This window comes from Vibrio sp. 2-1-2a, from assembly GCF_032648565.1.
Taxonomy (GTDB): domain Bacteria; phylum Pseudomonadota; class Gammaproteobacteria; order Enterobacterales; family Vibrionaceae; genus Vibrio; species Vibrio diabolicus.
This window is the reverse complement of the sequence record NZ_WBOH01000007.1, coordinates 85,901-104,505: the sequence shown is the minus strand read 5'-3', so window position 1 is coordinate 104,505 and position 18,605 is coordinate 85,901. Positions and strand designations below refer to the sequence as shown.

Annotated in this window: 16 protein-coding genes; all 16 read left to right on the top strand. The window is 44.8% G+C overall.

Annotated features, from left to right (window positions below):
- The first annotated feature begins 211 nt into the window (after nt 1–211).
- Nucleotides 212–532 (top strand): STAS domain-containing protein, encoded by a 321-nt coding sequence (locus tag F7Y48_RS18655; protein ID WP_005394270.1) that lies wholly within the window; start codon nt 212–214, stop codon nt 530–532.
- A gap of 26 nt (nt 533–558) precedes the next feature.
- Nucleotides 559–1,425 carry an OmpA family protein gene (locus tag F7Y48_RS18650; RefSeq protein ID WP_046875254.1) on the top strand — a complete coding sequence of 289 codons (867 nt, stop codon included), beginning with the start codon at nt 559–561 and terminating at the stop codon, nt 1,423–1,425.
- Nucleotides 1,422–3,524 carry an SLBB domain-containing protein gene (locus F7Y48_RS18645; RefSeq protein ID WP_316685237.1) on the top strand — a complete coding sequence of 701 codons (2,103 nt, stop codon included), beginning with the start codon at nt 1,422–1,424 and terminating at the stop codon, nt 3,522–3,524. The genes F7Y48_RS18650 and F7Y48_RS18645 overlap by 4 nt, the downstream gene beginning before the upstream one ends.
- Nucleotides 3,524–4,210, top strand: coding sequence for an AAA family ATPase (locus tag F7Y48_RS18640; protein WP_053807396.1), 687 nt, complete (start codon nt 3,524–3,526; stop codon nt 4,208–4,210). The genes F7Y48_RS18645 and F7Y48_RS18640 overlap by 1 nt, the downstream gene beginning before the upstream one ends.
- Nucleotides 4,211–4,221: 11 nt before the next feature.
- Nucleotides 4,222–4,602: an Hpt domain-containing protein gene (locus tag F7Y48_RS18635; protein ID WP_012841848.1), complete on the top strand. Its 381-nt coding sequence runs from the start codon at nt 4,222–4,224 to the stop codon at nt 4,600–4,602.
- A 276-nt stretch (nt 4,603–4,878) separates the two neighbouring features.
- On the top strand, nt 4,879–6,402 hold the full coding sequence (locus F7Y48_RS18630) for a sigma-54-dependent transcriptional regulator (protein WP_150918671.1): 1,524 nt from the start codon (nt 4,879–4,881) through the stop codon (nt 6,400–6,402).
- The gene (locus F7Y48_RS18625) at nt 6,377–7,447 is read left to right on the top strand and encodes a glycosyltransferase family 4 protein (RefSeq protein WP_109168362.1); all 1,071 of its coding nucleotides are present in this window, start codon (nt 6,377–6,379) and stop codon (nt 7,445–7,447) included. Before F7Y48_RS18630 ends, F7Y48_RS18625 begins: the two co-directional genes overlap by 26 nt.
- Before the next feature lie 155 nt (nt 7,448–7,602).
- Nucleotides 7,603–8,787 (top strand): glycosyltransferase, encoded by a 1,185-nt coding sequence (locus tag F7Y48_RS18620; RefSeq protein ID WP_109168363.1) that lies wholly within the window; start codon nt 7,603–7,605, stop codon nt 8,785–8,787.
- Between the two features lie 11 nt (nt 8,788–8,798).
- Entirely contained in the window at nt 8,799–9,971 is a 1,173-nt protein-coding gene (locus tag F7Y48_RS18615; protein WP_253652169.1) for a glycosyltransferase family 4 protein, read from the top strand.
- Nucleotides 9,964–11,394 (top strand): lipopolysaccharide biosynthesis protein, encoded by a 1,431-nt coding sequence (locus F7Y48_RS18610; protein ID WP_048626366.1) that lies wholly within the window; start codon nt 9,964–9,966, stop codon nt 11,392–11,394. The genes F7Y48_RS18615 and F7Y48_RS18610 overlap by 8 nt, the downstream gene beginning before the upstream one ends.
- Nucleotides 11,391–12,755 (top strand): O-antigen ligase family protein, encoded by a 1,365-nt coding sequence (locus F7Y48_RS18605; RefSeq protein WP_316685236.1) that lies wholly within the window; start codon nt 11,391–11,393, stop codon nt 12,753–12,755. Before F7Y48_RS18610 ends, F7Y48_RS18605 begins: the two co-directional genes overlap by 4 nt.
- Nucleotides 12,756–12,870: 115 nt before the next feature.
- Nucleotides 12,871–13,995 (top strand): glycosyltransferase, encoded by a 1,125-nt coding sequence (locus F7Y48_RS18600; RefSeq protein ID WP_258507316.1) that lies wholly within the window; start codon nt 12,871–12,873, stop codon nt 13,993–13,995.
- Entirely contained in the window at nt 13,992–15,425 is a 1,434-nt protein-coding gene (locus F7Y48_RS18595) for a GumC family protein (protein ID WP_258507313.1), read from the top strand. The genes F7Y48_RS18600 and F7Y48_RS18595 overlap by 4 nt, the downstream gene beginning before the upstream one ends.
- 220 nt (nt 15,426–15,645) lie before the next feature.
- Nucleotides 15,646–16,764, top strand: coding sequence for a glycosyltransferase (locus F7Y48_RS18590; protein ID WP_258507310.1), 1,119 nt, complete (start codon nt 15,646–15,648; stop codon nt 16,762–16,764).
- Entirely contained in the window at nt 16,757–17,944 is a 1,188-nt protein-coding gene (locus F7Y48_RS18585) for a glycosyltransferase family 2 protein (RefSeq protein WP_258507307.1), read from the top strand. The genes F7Y48_RS18590 and F7Y48_RS18585 overlap by 8 nt, the downstream gene beginning before the upstream one ends.
- A gap of 10 nt (nt 17,945–17,954) precedes the next feature.
- Entirely contained in the window at nt 17,955–18,593 is a 639-nt protein-coding gene (locus F7Y48_RS18580) for a sugar transferase (RefSeq protein ID WP_005394228.1), read from the top strand.
- Nucleotides 18,594–18,605 lie beyond the last annotated feature (12 nt).

Genomic DNA, 18,605 nt, shown 5'->3' with positions numbered 1-18,605 from the left:
GAGACTCTTGCTTTAGCACTCGATATTAATTCGACCTCTCTCCTGAACAAGCCGTTTGTCTATGCGTTTTTGATTCTCAAATTGAGAACCTATTCCTTCTCAATTTGAATGACACCACCAAAAAATCATAACTATCTGATTTTATACGCATTTAAATCTGGCACGTTACCTGCTCTATATCCAAGTAGAGAAAACAAACGGAGATAGAGTCATGGAATTACGCAAACTAGAAATTAATCAAGACAAATTAGCCATTGAGTTTTTTGGTGACTTAGACGCAAGTGGCTGTCGACAAGCACAACATCACATTGATGAAGTAATTCACGACAATCATCACAAAGAAGTCGAAATTAACCTACAGCACGTCCAATTTCTTGATTCTTCAGGGATTGGTGCCATTGTTTACTTATATAAGCGTCTAGTTGAACGTGAAAGAAGCATGAGTATTGAAAACGTATCAGGCCAACCTTTAGAAATCATGAGCTTGCTTCGTATTAACCATGCTATTCCCGTTAACTCAAAAGGACACTAAAAATACCGGTTTAAACGGAGGTTGGCATGGTAAATCTTATACGACGATATGTAGTAAGCGGTCTTGTTGTCGGCATGTTTGGTTGTTCGTCGTTTGACTACCCAGACCACGGAAAAGGTGGCTTGGCGGAAAACTATCAAGATATTTCAATTGAAAATTATCAGTTTTCCCCAGTCATGCCCGATGAGCCGTTAGGTCCAGAGCATGGGTTGAGGTTTGATTGGCAACTCACCAAGCTACACCTAGACGCGTTGATTCAAGAAGGCGCACGCTGGTGCTTTCCTGCAGCAGTAGTGCAAGCGCTTGAGAAGCAAAACAGGATCGCACGTGAGCTAGAAGGCGGACTTCTACTCGATGCTGCTAACGATCTGGTGATTCAGCGTCGACGTTTAAACCAACTTGAACAGCAACTCGACTATGTATTAAGCCAAACCACTTGTACGCCACCCGATGATATTGAAGCATTGCGTAGCGATTTGAACGTCGTCGCTGAAATTTATGCACTCCTCAATATTGATAATCAATTTGCTGTCGATTCAGCAGAAATTAATCCAAAGTACATGGGACATTTGGCAGAAGCTGCCTACATTTTACGTGACCACCCTAACCTAACTCTTGTGGTGACTGGGCATGCCGATGTCACTGGCTCACCAGATTACAACCAGAAACTCGCTCAAGCGCGTGCAGAACAAGTGAAGCGTTACCTGACTGTATTCGGCATCACTTCAGAACGCGTAACCACCAAATCTGTGGGAGATAGCCTGCCGCTTTACGAGGGTGAAACACCTGCCGTGCGTTTAACCAATCGCCGCGTAAGCATCGAGGTTATTAGCCCTAATTCAGATAGCGATACCTCAGTAAATCGCAATCTATCTGTAGGAGGTGCGCTATGAACACGATGAAACCATTTATCACCTTCGTTCTTTTGTGCTTGGTCGCTTGGGTACCTACTTCGTCAGCAGATGGAAACAATACTGTTAAGGTTGGCGATTTAATTCAGATTAACCTACCTGGAGAAGCGTCTTTAAATAAAGGGTTTCAAGTCGATCGCCGTGGGCGTATTAACTTACCGGAAGTCGGCCCTGTATTTGTTGCTGGATATAATGAACAACAGCTCCAAGACGTGATTATCGAAACGCTAAAAACCGTGTATCGTGACGTAAACAACGCTCGAGTCTTTATCAAACAACAACAGTTATTAGTGTCAGTCCAAGGCTACGTGGTCAAACCCGGGGAATATACCTTACCTTCAGGTTCCAACATTCAAATGTTTGTATACGAAGCTGGCGGCCTTCGCGCTGGTGCTCAGCTCGATAAAATGATCGTTAAACGCGGCGACAAAAACATCGAGTTTGACTACAAACGTTTCCTTGATACTGGTGATAATAGCCAGCTCCCGAAATTGGAATCGCTGGACGTACTGTTTGTTCCAGCATCTCCACTCGTTGGGAATATTGAGCAAGAATTTGATGCAGCAAAACTCGCGAACTCAGGCGATAGCGCAGACTCCGCTCGTGCCATCAAAGTCTTTGGTGAAGTTAATGCTCCCGGCTCATTCTCTTACAAACCGAACACCACGCTCGTTGATGTCGTGATGAGAGCTGGCGGCGTAACACGATATGCTAGTGTTGAGCAAATTCGCGTGATCACAAATAACAACCCAACCATGTTTAATCTAAAAAAGTATCTGGATACGGGTGATCAAAGCTTACTACCAGAAATCCTACCGGGTGCCACCATCTTTGTTCCAAAACAGGAAGAAGAAATCAAAGCGGGTGCAAATGTGGTTTATGTCATGGGTGAAGTTGCCCACCCTGGCGCGTATGAAGGAAAGCAAGACGCTAGCTTCATGGATATTCTCGCCAATGCAGGCGGGCCTACTCGCTATGCAGAATCTCGCCAAATTCGTGTCATAAAAGCCGATGGTAAGGTCATCAAATTCGACCTAACCGCGCATACAGAGGGGCTGTCTTCGGTTAGACCACCGAATGTCGGACCTGGCGACGCGATTTTCGTCCCTGAGAAAACCGATTTCAACGAGAAGTCATGGCTAAAAGTGGCGCCAAGTCGAGCGGTCGCTGTGATGGGAGAAGTCGTGCGCCCGGGACGTATTGAATGGTCAGACGAAATGGATTTAATTGATCTGCTTGCGCATGTTGGCGGCCCAACACGTAGAGCTGACACCACCAAAATTGAAGTCGCCAATAATGGTCAAATGACACAGTTCGATTTAGATCAATACATTTTAGATGGCTCACCAACATCGAATCTGCCCCGAGTTTCTGCTGGCACGGTAGTAAGAGTCCATGCATTACCTGACGATCCATCAGACAACAAATCGCAATGGGTAAGCCAGAGCTCTGATGCCTCGATATATGTTTTCGGTCAAATCAATGCCCCAGGCCGCTATCGCTTTACCGAAGAGATGCACTTTCTGGATATTTTATCTGCCGCCGATGGACCAACAATGGATGCCGATATTCACAATATTCGTGTGACGCACCGTGGCCTAGGCTATGCCAAAGTGAGTAAATTGAATTTGTCGATGTACTTTGAAACGGGCGATGAGTCTATTCTGCCCCACGTTCGTCCCGGCGATACCATTTACATTCCGGAAAAAAACAAAAACTGGTTGGATCGCTCCAAAGAATCCACCGTGCGTGTATTAGGTGAAGTAAGAGACCCTGGGCGCTATGTATTTAATGACAACATGACGGTACTTGACTTGCTGGCCGAAGCAGGAGGCCCGACAAACAATGCGTATCTTGAAAAAATCAGTGTGGTCAACATGTCTTGCTGTCAGGGCCAAGCTCGAACATTTGATTTGGTGAACTTTAGCAAAACCGCCAACATTTATGATTTACCAGTCATCCGTGCAGGCGACACCATTTATATTCCACATAAAGACGAAAGCTTTGCTGAAAAAGCGAGAGCCGGGTTAAGAGATATTCTACAAATCACCACAACCATCGTGTTAATAGGAGCGTTGTAATGACTATTCCTGCCACTCACGCTGAGATTGAGCAAATTTATCTTCAGAGTGAACAGAAAGGCCACAAAACGATTTGTGTTGTGGGTTGTAAGTCTGAAGACGGCGTCACTTCCGTGGCTTCATCTCTAGCAGAGCGTCTGGTTTTAGCTGGGCACAATACTTTGTATGTGGATCTTAACCTGTTCAAGCCCGCTTATCGCACCATTCACGAGTTTGATGATGCCGAAAAAGTTGGCCACCTGATCACAAGAGAAAATACGCATCAAACCTTAGTCGGTCTCCCTGCTCCATCTCTCGCCAGCACTCAATTGGCGTACCGAGACCCGACAATGCTGAAGCGCAATATTGCAGAGTGGTTAACGCAATACGAGCGCGTCGTGATAGACACATCTCCACTTCTGAGTGTCAACCGAAGCAATATTGCCCCTCAAGTGATTGCGGGCGTATGTGATGCCACCTTATTAGTCGCACATTATGGCTCTACGACGGCAACCCAACTCGAACAAGCCAAAAAACTACTTGATGCTAGCGATGCGAATTTGATTGGTTCCGTGCTGAATATGAAGCATACACCTAGCCTGAAAGATGAGTTGATCCGACAAGTTTCCAAGCTACGCTTTTTACCCAAAAAGTGGAAAGAAAAGATATCTCAACAAATTAAGAAAAGTGAACTGTTTATGTTATAGGGAGCGCCAATATGACTGCAAATAACACACCGACTATCGAACAGGAATTGGTGGATGAACACATTCTCCAGCAAATGATCAAAGATACGTGCGCCGAAATCATCCCTACGCTGATTGAACACTATATTGAAGAGTCACGAGAGCGCATGGAGAAAATAGAGCAAGCATTAAGCGCGAAAGACCTCCAAACATTAGAGTTCGAAGTTCATACACTCGGCAGCTCTGCCCTTGCTTTAGGTAACCGAACGCTTTCCAGACAAGCAAGAATGATTGAGAAATATTGTGTGGAAGGGAAAACACTAGAAGCATTGGCTCTCTGTGAGTCTCTTTCCCAACTGGCAATTGAATCGTTTGACGCGCTAGAAAAGCGAAAAGATCAAGGGTTCGAGTAACCGTTTCAATAATAAATTATCTTATGAATCATCGCACTTATTAAAGTGCGATGCCGATATCATCTAAGACATTTACAATTTAACTTAATCAATTAAAAAGTATGGATTTTTCGCAAATTTCCCACCTTGTGCTAATACTTAGATAACGCTTTTCTCAAATTGAGAATATTCAGCACTAGAGAGCACTAAGCCATATAACTCGCTCATCACGCTAAATACAAATAATAGTGCTGACAAAAATCATAAAAATGAAACGAACTACGTTGGGATAGGACTATGAGACCAAGGGTGTTACTGGTAGAAGACTCTACTTCACTAGCCATACTTTATAAGCAGTATGTCAAAGACGAACCTTATGACATTTTTCATGTCGAAACAGGTCGCGAAGCAATTCAATTTATTGAAAGAAGCAAACCTCAGCTCATCATTCTCGATTTGAAACTGCCCGATATGTCTGGTGAAGACGTGTTGGATTGGATCAACCAGAATGACATTCCTACCTCCGTTATTATTGCTACAGCGCACGGCAGCGTAGACTTAGCCGTTAACCTAATTCAAAAAGGTGCGGAAGATTTCTTAGAAAAACCTATTAACGCCGATCGCCTAAAAACTTCTGTTGCATTACACCTCAAACGCGCCAAATTGGAAGATTTAGTAGAAAACATTCAGTCCAAGTTTGATCGCCATAACTATCACGGATTTATCGGTTCAAGTCTCCCAATGCAGGCGGTATATAAAACTATTGATGCCGTTGCTCCAACATCTGCCAGTGTCTTTATTGTGGGTGAAAGCGGCACAGGTAAAGAAGTCTGTGCTGAAGCCGTGCACCGTCAGAGCGACCGTAAAGACAAGCCTTTTATTGCTATTAACTGCGGGGCTATCCCACGAGATTTAATGGAAAGTGAGATTTTTGGCCACGTTAAAGGCGCATTTACCGGGGCCACAACAGACCGAAAAGGTGCTGCGACGCTGGCTCACGGTGGGACGCTTTTTCTCGATGAACTGTGTGAAATGGAACTTGAGATGCAAAAGAAGTTGCTCCGTTTTCTTCAAACAGGAACCTACACACCGCTTGGTGGCACTCGAGAGATGAAGGTGGATGTCCGAATCATTTGTGCCACCAACCGAGATCCATTAACAGAAGTGGAAGAAGGTCGTTTTCGTGAAGATTTGTATTACCGCGTACACGTAATACCTATCGATATGCCCCCCCTACGTGAGCGAGGAAGTGACATCGTCACGTTGGCCAAGCACTTTTTGACCACTTATGCTAAACAGGACAAAAAGAAATTCTCAACAATCGACAGCGAAGCTCAACATATCATCAAGCACTACGAATGGCCGGGTAATGTAAGGCAATTGCAAAACATCATACGTAACATTGTGGTGCTTAATAATGACGAAAAAGTCACGCTGAATCACCTACCAGCTCAACTGACTAGAAAGTCTAAAACAGCGAGAACATCCACTCCCGCACATGTAACTCAAGAGCCAGCAAACCCTACAACAATAACATCCCAACCTGTGTATGTTGAGGAACAGTTGGCCCCCGCTAGAGAACCGTCAATACCGACACCGGAACCTAACATACAATCCTCAGCGGCTGCCTCTCCGTACTTTAACTCTGATGGAACCATTCGCCCTATGTGGCAAGTGGAACGCGAGGCGATTCAAAACGCAATCGCATACTGTGATGGCAACGTTCTCAATGCCGCCGTAATGCTGGAGCTAAGCCCATCTACGGTTTACCGAAAAAAACAAGCGTGGGAAGCGGATGAAATTAATCTCGAACAATCTTGAGAAACCTGCCGTTGGTGAAATTTGGATTTTTCTTGATAGCCGCCTGTTTGGCGGTATCGAAAGTCACGTCATAGAGCTTGCCCGTGGATTAATGACATTTGGGCACAAAGCACGTGTTGTCTTAACGACTGAGTACTCGCCACCAGCACAGATTGTAGAAAAAGCAGAAGAATCTACCATCCCTGTGAGTTACTTGAACCATTTGTCTGATGAGCCACATAAGGCATTAAAGATCAAACACCTAACAAGCGCAGTCGCCAATCACCAACCATCGGTCATTCACTCCCACGGTTACAAAGCGTCAATCTTAGCGCGCTGTGCCAAGCTACTCACGCGCACATTTCCTCGCTTGATTTCAACTTATCATGCAGGAGAATCATCCTCGGGCAAACTGTGGCTCTATGATTGGCTTGATAGAAGTTCAGGCTACCTCTCTAACCACTGCTTTTCTGTCAGCCCAAGCATTCAGCGTAAAGTCATTTTCCCTTCGGAACTGCTGAATAACTTTGTGTCGATTCCCGATCGTAATCTCAACTATCAAGAAATCGCTTTCGTCGGCCGATTGAGCCAAGAAAAAGGGGCTGACCAATTTATCGAAATAGCTAAGCTCTGCCCAACACTGCATTTTAGTGTTTACGGTGATGGACCAGAAAGAGAATCACTCCCCCACATTGCCCCTTCAAATGTGACATTTTTCGGTCATCAAACTGAAATGGAGACCGTTTGGAAAAACATTGGCGTGCTGGTAATTTCTTCTCGCTATGAAGGCCTGCCTATGGCGGCGCTTGAAGCAATGGCTAGAGGAATAGTCGTGATGAGCCTACGCGTGGGTCGCTTGCCCGATATTATCCAAACTGGCGAAAATGGCTTTATTGTCGATGACGTCCCATCTCTCGCTCAATGCCTTAAACATTGGATGTCTCTTGATGAAGCGCAGCAATCTCTCATTCGTCAAAACGCTCGGCAGACCATTATTGATGATTTCTCGGCGCAAAGCGTTATTCCTGTATTGCTACGAAAATATCAAATTGAAACGGAGCAATAAGCCATATTGGTTCTCAATATGAGAATATTGCTTCTCCCCTTAAGTCCAAGCACAAATATCTAATAATATTCAAACACATAAACTAATGGCATATTTTGGCATCTCTGTTGCAACTCAGCAGTTAACACAAGTTAATGATGAGACAGAGGTGACTTATGATTACTCCAAAACGCATTCTATATGTTCATTATGGTGATAACTGGATTCGCGGCAGTGAAGTGGTACTTCTGGATCTCATCTCAGGGATTGACCGTGATAAGTTTGAGCCATTCGTGTGGTCAAATTGCCAGCCACTAATCGATAAGTGTCAATCGCTCGGAATTGAAGCGGAACATTCTGTTTTCAATCTCGTTGGTGGCTGGAGTGTACCTCGCTGGGATATTAGCGGATGGAATAGCCTTATCAAACAGGGCTCAGCACTGATCGAAAAACACAATATCGACTTGGTACACGTTAATAGCGGTGGTCCTTGTCAATGGATGTGTTTGGCTGCACGCATGAATCACATCCCGCTTGTCACCCAACTTCATTGTCACTATACATTGCGAGATCGCTTCTCTCTTGGGCTACACCTCTCCCCAAAATTGATTTGCGTTAGTAAAGATGTCGGTCGTGAAATTATTCAGGATGGTTACCCAGAAGACCAGCTTTATGTTGTGCACAACGGTGTATCGCTTCTGGACTCTGATACGCCCATTGATATCAAGGCTCACCTCGGAATACCTCCACAAGCGTTTACCTTTCTCTCGGTAGGTTCGTTGATTAAAAGAAAAGGATTCGACCGCCTTATTCACGCTATGCGCATGCACAATTACCATCACGATAATCCTCATCTTGTTATCGTTGGCGATGGCGAGGAAAGAGAAACATTGCAACAACTTGCTTCGGATCTCGGTATCCAAGACAGAGTCCACTTTGTCGGGGAAAAAAGCAATGCTGGTGCATGGATGTCTGGGAATGCAGACGCTTTTATTAGCGGCGCCTATGAAGAGGCCTTTGGTCTCGTGCTCGGGGAAGCGGCTTTAGCTCAACTGCCTATCGTGGCTCCTAAAACAGGAGGCATCCCTGAGTTGTTCGAGCACAATCACTCTGCACTACTGTACCAGAATCGCGGAATGGCAAGCTTATTAAACGCTATCCAACAAGTCATGCAAGATGCAGCGCTAAGAAACAAGCTAGCTGAAAACGCCTATCTTCATGCTAGCCAAAACCTCACGACTGCAGCATCCATAAGCGCCATTGAAGGTATTTATGAAGGTGAGCTTGAGAACAACAGTATTACACCAATGCCAATGACTCACTGCATGAAGCCTCTTTCACGCTGGTTGAGCATCAATTGAGGAGGCCAGTCATGAAACGTGTATTAATGTTCGACGCAATCCCAATGCAAGGTGGTTCTAAAATTGCGAATGCAGAACTCCTCAAACAGTGCGATAAACTGAACGTAATTGGTTATCTGCTGACCACGAATCCAGAGCATTGGGAGTCACTACTTAGCGATACGCCTCGTGTGCAGATTATCAAAATCAAACCATCACCACTGAGCTCCACTCATGGCCTCACTTACTGGTTAATGAACGCGTATTACTTTATCCAACTGATTTTTGCGTGCATGAAACTACCAAAGATAGATAGCTTTTTAGGTTTATCTTGCCCAAGTAATGATATGCCTTTGTACTTACTAAGATTAATCAGCAAAAAGCCTGTGGTACAAATGGTTCATGGTCCAATTGGTCGTTCAAGATCTTCCGGCTACTGCTTGGTAAAAGCATCCGCAATTTATTACTTGGCAAACACCCGAGAATCGATGCTAGAGGCCTTACAGGTTTACCTCAAAACCGAGAAGCCAGCCACTGAACGCTATTGGTGTGGTTTGAATGCTTCTACGTTTGTTAACGGACTATCGAGAGACCGCTGGCCAAAACAAGCAAATCCGATTTCAAACCGCGTCTTCTGGGCGGCCAGCTTACTAAAATGGAAGAACATCGATCTTTTTCTTGATGCTTTAACACTTGATAAGACAAAAGAGATCAAATCTACCGTGTGTTACATCAAACCAAGTGTGGCAGGTGTGGAATATTCAACACCAGACTTCACCACAAAAGGTGTTGAATGGCATGAGTGCCCAGATAACCTAGATGACCTACGCTCTCAGTGTGGTGTGTTTGTTTCCACCAGTGTTAACGAACCTTTTGGGTTATCCATTTTAGAAGCTCTCGCAGCAGGCATGTGCATCGTCATCCCACATGATGATAGCTACTGGGATCGCGTATTAACGCACGGCCGCAATTGCATCAAGTACACACCAAACAATGTGGCGTCGTTACATAACGCAATTCGCCTTTTGAATGAGTCTCCATGGATGAAAGTGACAATGGGTATCGAAGCACTCAACGTTTCTCAACTTTATACGGCCGAACGTTGTTATCTGCCAATCGCTCAGCACCTTGCAGCAGAATCCGCACCGAATGGCGATTGTAAACTCAAAACACCGCGATACATCAAAGGATATGACCATGTCTAAAGCAATGACCAATATGTCGCTGTTCGCTATCGCGTTAGTGATAAACAAAAGCATCAGCTTAATCATGCTGCCTGTATTGCCCCACTTTCTCTCACCAGAACAAATGGGCAAGCTTGAACTGCTTACCACCTTTGGCGTTGTCACAACCTTATTCGTCAGTTTCGCTTTGCATGAAGCGCTGTATCGATTCGTCGGGGTTGAGAAGGATCAAAATACGCGCACAAGCCTACTAAACCAGCTGTACTCACTTGCTTTATTCATCGCTGGCATAGTGGCTTTATGCCTACTCGCTATCATTATGCTCGCGCCTATTCCTGCTCCTTTTACGCGAGTCGAGTTTGCTATTGTTATGTTTGCTATCGTTCTAGAAGGCAGTATCGCAATCGGCACAGCTTGGTTGAGAACACAGGACGACAAAGCAAGAACCCTACTTAACGTCATGGTGACTACCACTGTTTTTCAGGTTATTTTCATCATCACGGCGCTGTCTGTTCACCCACATGTTATTTCTGTTTTATGGGGTGGCTTGTTGGCTGCTATTACTCAGTTTGTCTGGCTGCACATCATTAACCGCTACAGCATGACTCTGCCAAATCTGACAGTGGCGAAACAATACCTAAATTACTGTCTTCCAATGATGATGGCTGGATTGGTTGCGTTTTGTCTCAATGGCGCTGAACGCTGGTTCATCGGCGCGAACGCCTCACTTGCGACCTTAGGGATTTACGCAATAGCCGTAAAATTTGCGGTTGGCATGTGTATTTTAGTTCAGCCATTTGGCATGTGGTGGATGCCACGTCGATTTAATTACCTAGAAGGTCGTAAGAGTACAGAAGCTGTGCGCATCACTCATCTAGGCATGATTTACATTACCGGTTTAAGTGTTGCAGTCGGCACATTAGCAATGGTGATGATCACTTACCTGTTACCAGAAACCTATCATGAGGCGGTACTGTTCAGCTTGTTCTTACTGCCTATCGCTATGCTAAAAGAGTGGAGCGAGCTCATTAATATTTCCATTTTGTACAAGCGTCGTACTCGCTGGTTACTGGGTATTAATGTCGTCTCAGCATGCGTTGCAATTGCTTTGCTGTTTGGCCTATCGTCCCTGGGTATCTATGGAGTTTTCATTGCGCTTTATTACGCTCAACTGTGTAAGCTTGGCCTTACTTATGTGGTAGGCCAACAATGCATGCCGTTGCCTTTTCACCTAAGTCTGATGGTTTTATTGCAGATTATCTCCGGTGTGGCACTGTTCCTGCTTCACTCTTCACAATCAATAGGCATCGCCATCGCAATTTGCATTTTGACATGCACTTTGCTGGCAGGGATAGCCACTCGCTATATGAGTAAAGAGACGCTAAATGCGCTCACTCGATACATGGTGAAATGGCGTGGACAGGTGAAGAGATACTCGTTATGACTGAAACCAAGGTGAGAAGAAAACAGTCCATCGCAGCGCTGACGATTACCGTCTGTATCGGCCTGCTTTGGATTGTTATGCCTCACCCTATTTTGATTGTCGCACTATGTTTCGCCCCGCTGGCTTTACTGTTCGTTCTCAACCAAACGTTTTGGCTTGTCACGCTGTTCGTTATTTTTTCATTCTTTCGTATTCATGAAGCGTTTCCCGTTATCTATAACTTTAAGATCCCATTGCTACTATCATTGGGGGCACTGGCCGCACTTGCTTTCCACCTTTTGATAAGTCGCCAGCTTACGGCTTTTTGGCACCCTTCATTAAAATGGTTGTGCATATTTTGGGGGCTGGTGATCATCGGCATCGTCTTCGCCTCCAGTCGTGACATTGCCATTACAGTTTTCAAAAATACCTATTGGAAAATCATCATTATGACATTGGCGATCACCTGGCTTATTACCAAGCCTGCTCAGTTAGCACAAATGTCGAAAGCGATAATTTTCGCCGGATTGTTGATTGGTTTAGTCGCATTACAAAACGCAGCGAATGGCATTGATTTAGTGGAAGGGACGCGCGTATCGATTGGACGCTCCATAGGTTCAGTACTCGGCGATCCGAACGACTTGGCGCTGGTATTAATGTTTCCCCTCGCCTTTACCGTTAGTCAGTTGATGGAGAAACGTTCACCTAAGCATCTCCGGCTCTTCGCACTTGTTACCTGTTTGGTATTGTTTTTTGCGATTATTGAGACACAAAGCCGCGGGGGCTTGTTAGGCTCTCTATCGGTATTTGCGTACTTTGCCTTTAAGCATATCAAAAGCAAAACGTTAGTCTTAGTACTAGGCGTCGTCGCAGCCATCGTACTCTACGCATTTGCTGGTATCTCAGGGCGAGAATCTGGTGGCGCAGCCGAGGATGGTATAGATGCCTCTGCGATGGGACGACTTTACGCGTGGGAAGCCGCATTTAAAATGGCTCTCCACCATCCGTTAACTGGGGTTGGGCTTGATAATTTCTACTTCAATTACTATTTCTATAGCCCTCACTGGGATGGCATCAATCACGCCGTACACAGTACTTGGTTTGGCGTATTAGCAGAAACGGGGTTTGTTGGACTCGCCGTGTTCATTACATTGATTGTGTCATTGATTCGAACCTCTTTGCATTCTATTTCACTACTGACGCCAACATCAGATTACACCCTCTCTGTTGGAGCAAACGCAGTCTTAAGTGGGCTTATCGGGACCATCGTATCAGGTACTTTCCTCACTCAAGGTTTCACTTGGCCAATTTACATTCTGGCAGCATTAACGGTTGTCGTTAGCCGAATCGTTCAAAGTGATTGTCAAAATGAGAAACCCTAATTTCAAATACCAACAGAAAGTCCAATTACCTGTTTTATAAGAAGTAAATCCTTGGCACGTATTGTGATTACTCTCTAGATTAGTAATCAAATAACGAAGACTCAAGGAGAGCCACATGACAGATATCGTAGTATTTGGAGAAGATTTTGGCGGGCTACCCTCCTCCACTCAACACATTGTCAAACGACTAGCAACGAGCCACCGCATCCTTTGGGTTAACTCAATTGGTCTGCGTCAACCTAGGCTGACTGCTAAAGACATGCAACGTGCGTTAAACAAGCTCGCTCGTGTGTTTAATAACGCTGGATCGCATAAGCCAACGTTAGAGTCTGAAATAAACCCAAATATTCACACCATTAACCTACTCACTATTCCTGCTCCAAGTTCTGCGCTGGCAAGAAAAGTAGCGGCTAAGATGATGAAATACCAGCTCAATAAACAGTTACACGCTCTTGGTTTTGATAAGCCTATATTTTGGACATCGCTCCCGACGGCCGCAGATGTTTGTGCGGAAATGAATTCACGTGGGCTAATTTACTATTGTGGCGATGACTTTAGCGCTTTAGCTGGTGTTGACCACGACACGGTTGCCAAGCATGAACGTACACTGGTTAACGCGGCTGATGTGATTTTTACAGCAAGTGACAAACTCGCCACTCAATTTCCATCTGGTAAAACCGTCACTTTGCCTCACGGTGTCGACTTTAGTCTGTTTTCTGAGCCAGCACCTAAGGCTGAAGATTTTCCTAATGATGGTCGCAAAGTGCTGGGCTTTTATGGCAGTTTGTCTGAATGGTTAGACTACGACTTAATTGCCCAAGTCGCAGACCAAGCGCCTGACTGGGATCTCGTGTTCATCGGCCCTAACGAGTTCAGTGATAATCCGCTTCCACAAAGAAGCAACATATACTACCTGGGCCCGAGATCGCATCACACTCTGCCACGTTACTCTCAACACTGGGATGCCAGTTGGTTGCCCTTTGTTGATAACGCTCAAATCAAGGCATGTAATCCGCTTAAACTTCTTGAGTACTTGGCAACAGGAACCCCTGTTATCAGCACACCCTTTCCCGCATTAATGCCCTACAAACATATGCTCCATGTGGTTCAAGATGTCGAAGACGTGCGTGCCAGTCTCGATCACCTCCTACCGCCACCGACAGATTCAAAGTCATTTGTTCAACAGCAAAGCTGGGAAGCAAGAGCCAACCAAGTTGATAAATTAGTGAGGGCGCTATGAACGATTTAAGAGAAAACCTCAGTGTACTGTTACATGGTGCTTGGAGACGTCGCTACATGATCGTTATTCCTATGCTTGTATTGCCTGTGCTGGGTTTCATCGTAAGTAAACTGGTTCCGACGACTTATGTCGCTCATACAAGTATGCTTATCCAAGAGACAGCCAAAATGAACCCATTCCTTCAAGATCTTGCCGTCTCAACCATGCTGAAAGATCGATTGAGCGCACTCAGTACCTTGCTAAAAAGCCGACATGTTTTGTACTCAGTTGCCAAAGAACAAGCGCTGATTAGTGACGACATGAGTGCTAAAGAGCAAGAGTTCATCATTAAAGATCTCGCGTCGCGTTTGTCTGTTCAGCAGCTTGGTAAGGACTTCATTCAAATCCAACTACGAAGTGGCAAACCGAATGGCATGGAGTCGATGTTACTCTCCGTCAGCGAACATTTTGTCGAACAGCTTTTAGCTCCTGAACGATCTTCAATTAAAGATTCAAGTCACTTTTTAACCATCCATATTAATAAACGCAGAGAAGAGCTGGATAAAGCAGAGCAAGCGTTCGCGGAATACAAGAATACTTACTCTCACGCGACGCCTGAAATGCAAGCACAAAGCCTGACTCGTCTGGCAAGCCTTAAACAAACCTTGGCAGAAAAAGAAGCGGAGCTTGCTGGTGTTACCCGAAGCCTAGGTAGTTTGGACCAACAACTTTCTAAAACCAACCCGGTTATCGGTAAGCTTGAAGAACAAATCATCGACATTCGTAGTGAGCTCACCTTGCTTCGCGCCAAGTACACTGAGGCGCATAGCATGGTTCAAGGCAAGCTACGAGAGTTAAACCGCTTGGAGCAAGAGCGCTCAGTACTATTAAACTCTAAACAACCGGAATTAAACAGCGCCCAACTTTGGGATATCGCAAGCAATACCACCGTAAACAGTCTTGGAGAAGCTCAGCCTCTTCTGGTCTCTCAGCTTCACCAACTGCAAATTATGCGCGGACGCTTTGAAGCCCTCACAGAAGAAACCAATAGCTTACGAACAATGATTCAAGAGTTAGAAAGTAATGCACATCGATTTGGTAGCACAGCAACAGAAATTAACCGCCTAGCTCGTGATGTCGCGGTAAAAAGAGAGATGTATGATGACCTTGTAGAGCGTTATGAAATGGCTCAATTAACTGGTTCACTTGGCGTATTTGAAGAGAATAAACGCGTGAAAATCATTGATGAACCTTTCACACCAACCATTCCGTCTAACTTACCTAGTTTTGTGTTTGTCATTTTAGGGTTTATCGGTGGTGCGGGTTTGGGCATTGGATTAGCGACGATACTTGAGTTAGCAGATAACTCTATCCGCTCTAAAAGAGCATTAGAAAAGCATCTTGGCGTTCCTGTGATCACCACTCTACCTAAAATGGTATACGGAAGCTAACAGCCGTTAACACTCTATTACAAGCACTCGGTCAGCGAGTGCTTTTCTTTTTGTGCTTATTCTAACTCTGCATAAGGTTTCCACTAATATGAATCTCAAATTGAGAATAAACATCGCCCCTCATATGCATTGCCATTAACCTCATGTTTTTAAACACTTATTTTTTTGGCACGCAGTCTGCAATTCCTGAATAAACAAAGAACTCAACGAGGGTTTGAGAATGGAATTCAGACAAAAGCAAAATAGCACTCAACGCAATAAAAAAGTGATATTACACGTCGTGCAGCACTTAGCTCCTGGCGGTTTGGAAACGCTCGTATTAGAGATGCTTCGTTTTGCGCAACCGAATCATTCCGTGTTTGTCGTAAGTTTAGAGGGAAGCAAAGCGCAAGCACTGCAATGCTGGTCAAAACTCTCGGCCTACCAAGGCCAACTGCACTTTCTCAATAAGAAACCTGGATTCAGCGGAAAAACCATCAGTACGCTGACTTCCATGCTCAAAGGACTTAAGCCTGATGTGGTCCACACTCACCATATCGGTCCACTATTATATGGTGGGATTGCGGCACGCTTAGCGCAGGTGCCAGTAATTATCCATACTGAGCACGACGCCTGGCATCTGAATAACAGAAAGTCAGCTCGACTTCAGTCCCTACTGTTAAAAATGATTCGTCCACATGTGGTTGCCGATGCGAACTTTGTCGCCGAACAAATCCAGACAAAACTGAATTACCGCAAAGTCTGCACCATACATAATGGAATCGATTGCCAGAAATTTCAAAGCGGTAATCAAGCAAGCAAGAGAAACTTGTTTGGGCTTCCAGCCAACAAAACCGTAATTGGAGTAGCTGGACGTTTAGAAGCAGTTAAAGGCCATAAAGTGCTTATCGAAGCCTTCTCTCATCTTACGCCAAACACACACCTAGCCATTGCTGGAGATGGTTCTCAGAGAGCTCAATTGGAAGCACAAGTTAGAACGTTAAAACTTGAGGATCGCGTTACCTTTTTAGGCTTGGTCGACGATATGCCCAGCTTTTACCAAAGCCTCGATTTATTTTGTTTACCGTCGCTTCAAGAGGGTTTCCCCCTCTCAACACTAGAAGCTCAAGCATGTGACATTCCTTGTGTCGCAACCGATGTTGGTGGCGTGAAAGAGACGCTCTGCCCGATTAACAGCACATTGGTTGAAGCCAACCGTGTGTTCTCTTTGGCGGAAGCTTTGTCGCTGCAATTGAAATCAACCCATGGTTCTCCTCGAACTTTTATTCTCAAACATTTTGATATCAGAGACATGGTGAGTCGCTACTCACGTTTGGCCAAGGAGGCTAGCTATGAATGATTTACTTTGGATTACAGGTTTTGGTTTATCCGCATTTTTGATTGTCTATCATCATGTTGGTTATCCATTACTACTTAAATGGCTTCCTTTAAAACAGCACAAAATCACAGCACCATTTGTAGAGCGAGCTTACAAAGCCTCTCAAACAGACAGTCAGTTACCATCTATTACTGTCATCGTGCCCGCCTACAATGAAGAACAATGGATAGCAGAAAAAATCCGCAACCTTGCGAGCTTAGATTACCCAAGAGATAAATTGAAAGTGGTGATCGCATGTGATGGCTGCACAGATAACACAGCCGAGATTGCTCAAGCGACGATTCAAGAAGCAATCTGCTCCGACACACTGTTCATCATTAATGACCACCAAGTCAATCGCGGTAAAGTTGCCCTACTCAACGAAGAAATGCGTCATGTTAACTCAGACATTACCGCATTGAGTGATACATCGGCATTGATTTCTTGCGATTCTCTGTTGCTAGCTAGTCAGCATTATCAAAATGAGAAGGTTGGAGTGGTTAACGCGACATATCAAATAATGAGTACCGATAACCAAGGTGAAGCAGCGTACTGGCAATACCAGTCTCGAGTGAAGCACCAAGAATCCTTGCTGGGTTCAACGATTGGTTCTCACGGTGCGTTTTATACATTCAGAACCCACCTATTTGAACCACTTGAAGTCAGCACCATCAATGACGATTTTATTCTCCCTATGAGAATCGTTTTGCGAGGCTATAACGCTATCTACGAACCTAACATGCTAGCTCTTGAACTCGAACAAAGCTCAGACGACGCAGACTTCAAGCGACGCCTAAGAATTTCAGCGGGTAACATGCAGCAGCTCATGCAATTAAAGAAATTACTGCTACCTCGCTATCGTGGCACTGCCTTTGCATTTCTATCGGGAAAGGTTCTGCGCTTAGCAACACCCTATTTGATGATTGTTTGCTTGGTTTGTTCACTACTACTGGCACACAACCCGCTTTTTCAAGTAATGCTGCTCGCTCAAGCCTGTGTTTATGGTATCGCACTTGTCACTTACTTGGTGCCTGCACTTAACACAGTCAAGCCTTTTAAACTGATTAGCTACATCGTCATTGGTCATCTCGCCAATTTCATCGGCGGTATGAAGTATTTGCTAGGAATGGAAAATGGACGTTGGAAACGCGTCAACCAATAAGGAAAGCATCATGAAAAACTCACGCTACGATTCAAATGTATGCCACGCGAAAAGAACGTTTGATGTACTGGTTGCAATGTTTATTTTGCTCGTCACTGCACCACTATTCCCATTTATCGCGCTAGCTATAAAAATCACATCAAAAGGCCCAGTGATCTATCGTCAACTGCGTGTTGGGCGCTGTACACCAGAAAAAATGGATCTTTTTCAAATCATGAAATTTCGCACCATGTATATTGATGCGGAGCAACGCTCCGGTGCAGTTTGGGCAACCGAGAATGATCCTCGAATCACACCAGTAGGACGTTTTTTACGTAAGACGCGTTTGGATGAGTTACCACAGCTGTTTAATGTGTTGAGAGGTGAAATGTCGATGATCGGGCCACGTCCAGAGCGCCCTGCTTTCTACCAAAAGTTGGAAGATGAAATCCCTTATTTTGTAGAACGCACGTATGGCGTATTACCAGGAATTACAGGCTTAGCGCAAGTTAACCAAGGCTATGATGCTTGCATTGAAGATGTACGACGTAAAGTTGGTTTTGACCACAGTTACGCACTAAGCTTAGGTTCGTTCTACTCTTGGATTTCAATGGATCTTTCAATCATGAGCAAAACATTCGTTGTGATGATTGACGGACGAGGCCAGTAGTTTCTCGACTCT

Excerpts from the sequence above, each read along its gene's own strand:
- F7Y48_RS18655 (WP_005394270.1), top strand. The coding sequence starts at position 212 with ATGGAATTACGCAAACTAGAAATTAATCAAGACAAATTAGCCATTGAG.
- F7Y48_RS18650 (WP_046875254.1), top strand. The coding sequence starts at position 559 with ATGGTAAATCTTATACGACGATATGTAGTAAGCGGTCTTGTTGTCGGC.
- F7Y48_RS18645 (WP_316685237.1), top strand. The coding sequence starts at position 1,422 with ATGAACACGATGAAACCATTTATCACCTTCGTTCTTTTGTGCTTGGTC.
- F7Y48_RS18640 (WP_053807396.1), top strand. The coding sequence starts at position 3,524 with ATGACTATTCCTGCCACTCACGCTGAGATTGAGCAAATTTATCTTCAG.
- F7Y48_RS18635 (WP_012841848.1), top strand. The coding sequence starts at position 4,222 with ATGACTGCAAATAACACACCGACTATCGAACAGGAATTGGTGGATGAA.
- F7Y48_RS18630 (WP_150918671.1), top strand. The coding sequence starts at position 4,879 with ATGAGACCAAGGGTGTTACTGGTAGAAGACTCTACTTCACTAGCCATA.
- F7Y48_RS18625 (WP_109168362.1), top strand. The coding sequence starts at position 6,377 with ATGAAATTAATCTCGAACAATCTTGAGAAACCTGCCGTTGGTGAAATT.
- F7Y48_RS18620 (WP_109168363.1), top strand. The coding sequence starts at position 7,603 with ATGATTACTCCAAAACGCATTCTATATGTTCATTATGGTGATAACTGG.
- F7Y48_RS18615 (WP_253652169.1), top strand. The coding sequence starts at position 8,799 with ATGAAACGTGTATTAATGTTCGACGCAATCCCAATGCAAGGTGGTTCT.
- F7Y48_RS18610 (WP_048626366.1), top strand. The coding sequence starts at position 9,964 with ATGTCTAAAGCAATGACCAATATGTCGCTGTTCGCTATCGCGTTAGTG.
- F7Y48_RS18605 (WP_316685236.1), top strand. The coding sequence starts at position 11,391 with ATGACTGAAACCAAGGTGAGAAGAAAACAGTCCATCGCAGCGCTGACG.
- F7Y48_RS18600 (WP_258507316.1), top strand. The coding sequence starts at position 12,871 with ATGACAGATATCGTAGTATTTGGAGAAGATTTTGGCGGGCTACCCTCC.
- F7Y48_RS18595 (WP_258507313.1), top strand. The coding sequence starts at position 13,992 with ATGAACGATTTAAGAGAAAACCTCAGTGTACTGTTACATGGTGCTTGG.
- F7Y48_RS18590 (WP_258507310.1), top strand. The coding sequence starts at position 15,646 with ATGGAATTCAGACAAAAGCAAAATAGCACTCAACGCAATAAAAAAGTG.
- F7Y48_RS18585 (WP_258507307.1), top strand. The coding sequence starts at position 16,757 with ATGAATGATTTACTTTGGATTACAGGTTTTGGTTTATCCGCATTTTTG.
- F7Y48_RS18580 (WP_005394228.1), top strand. The coding sequence starts at position 17,955 with ATGAAAAACTCACGCTACGATTCAAATGTATGCCACGCGAAAAGAACG.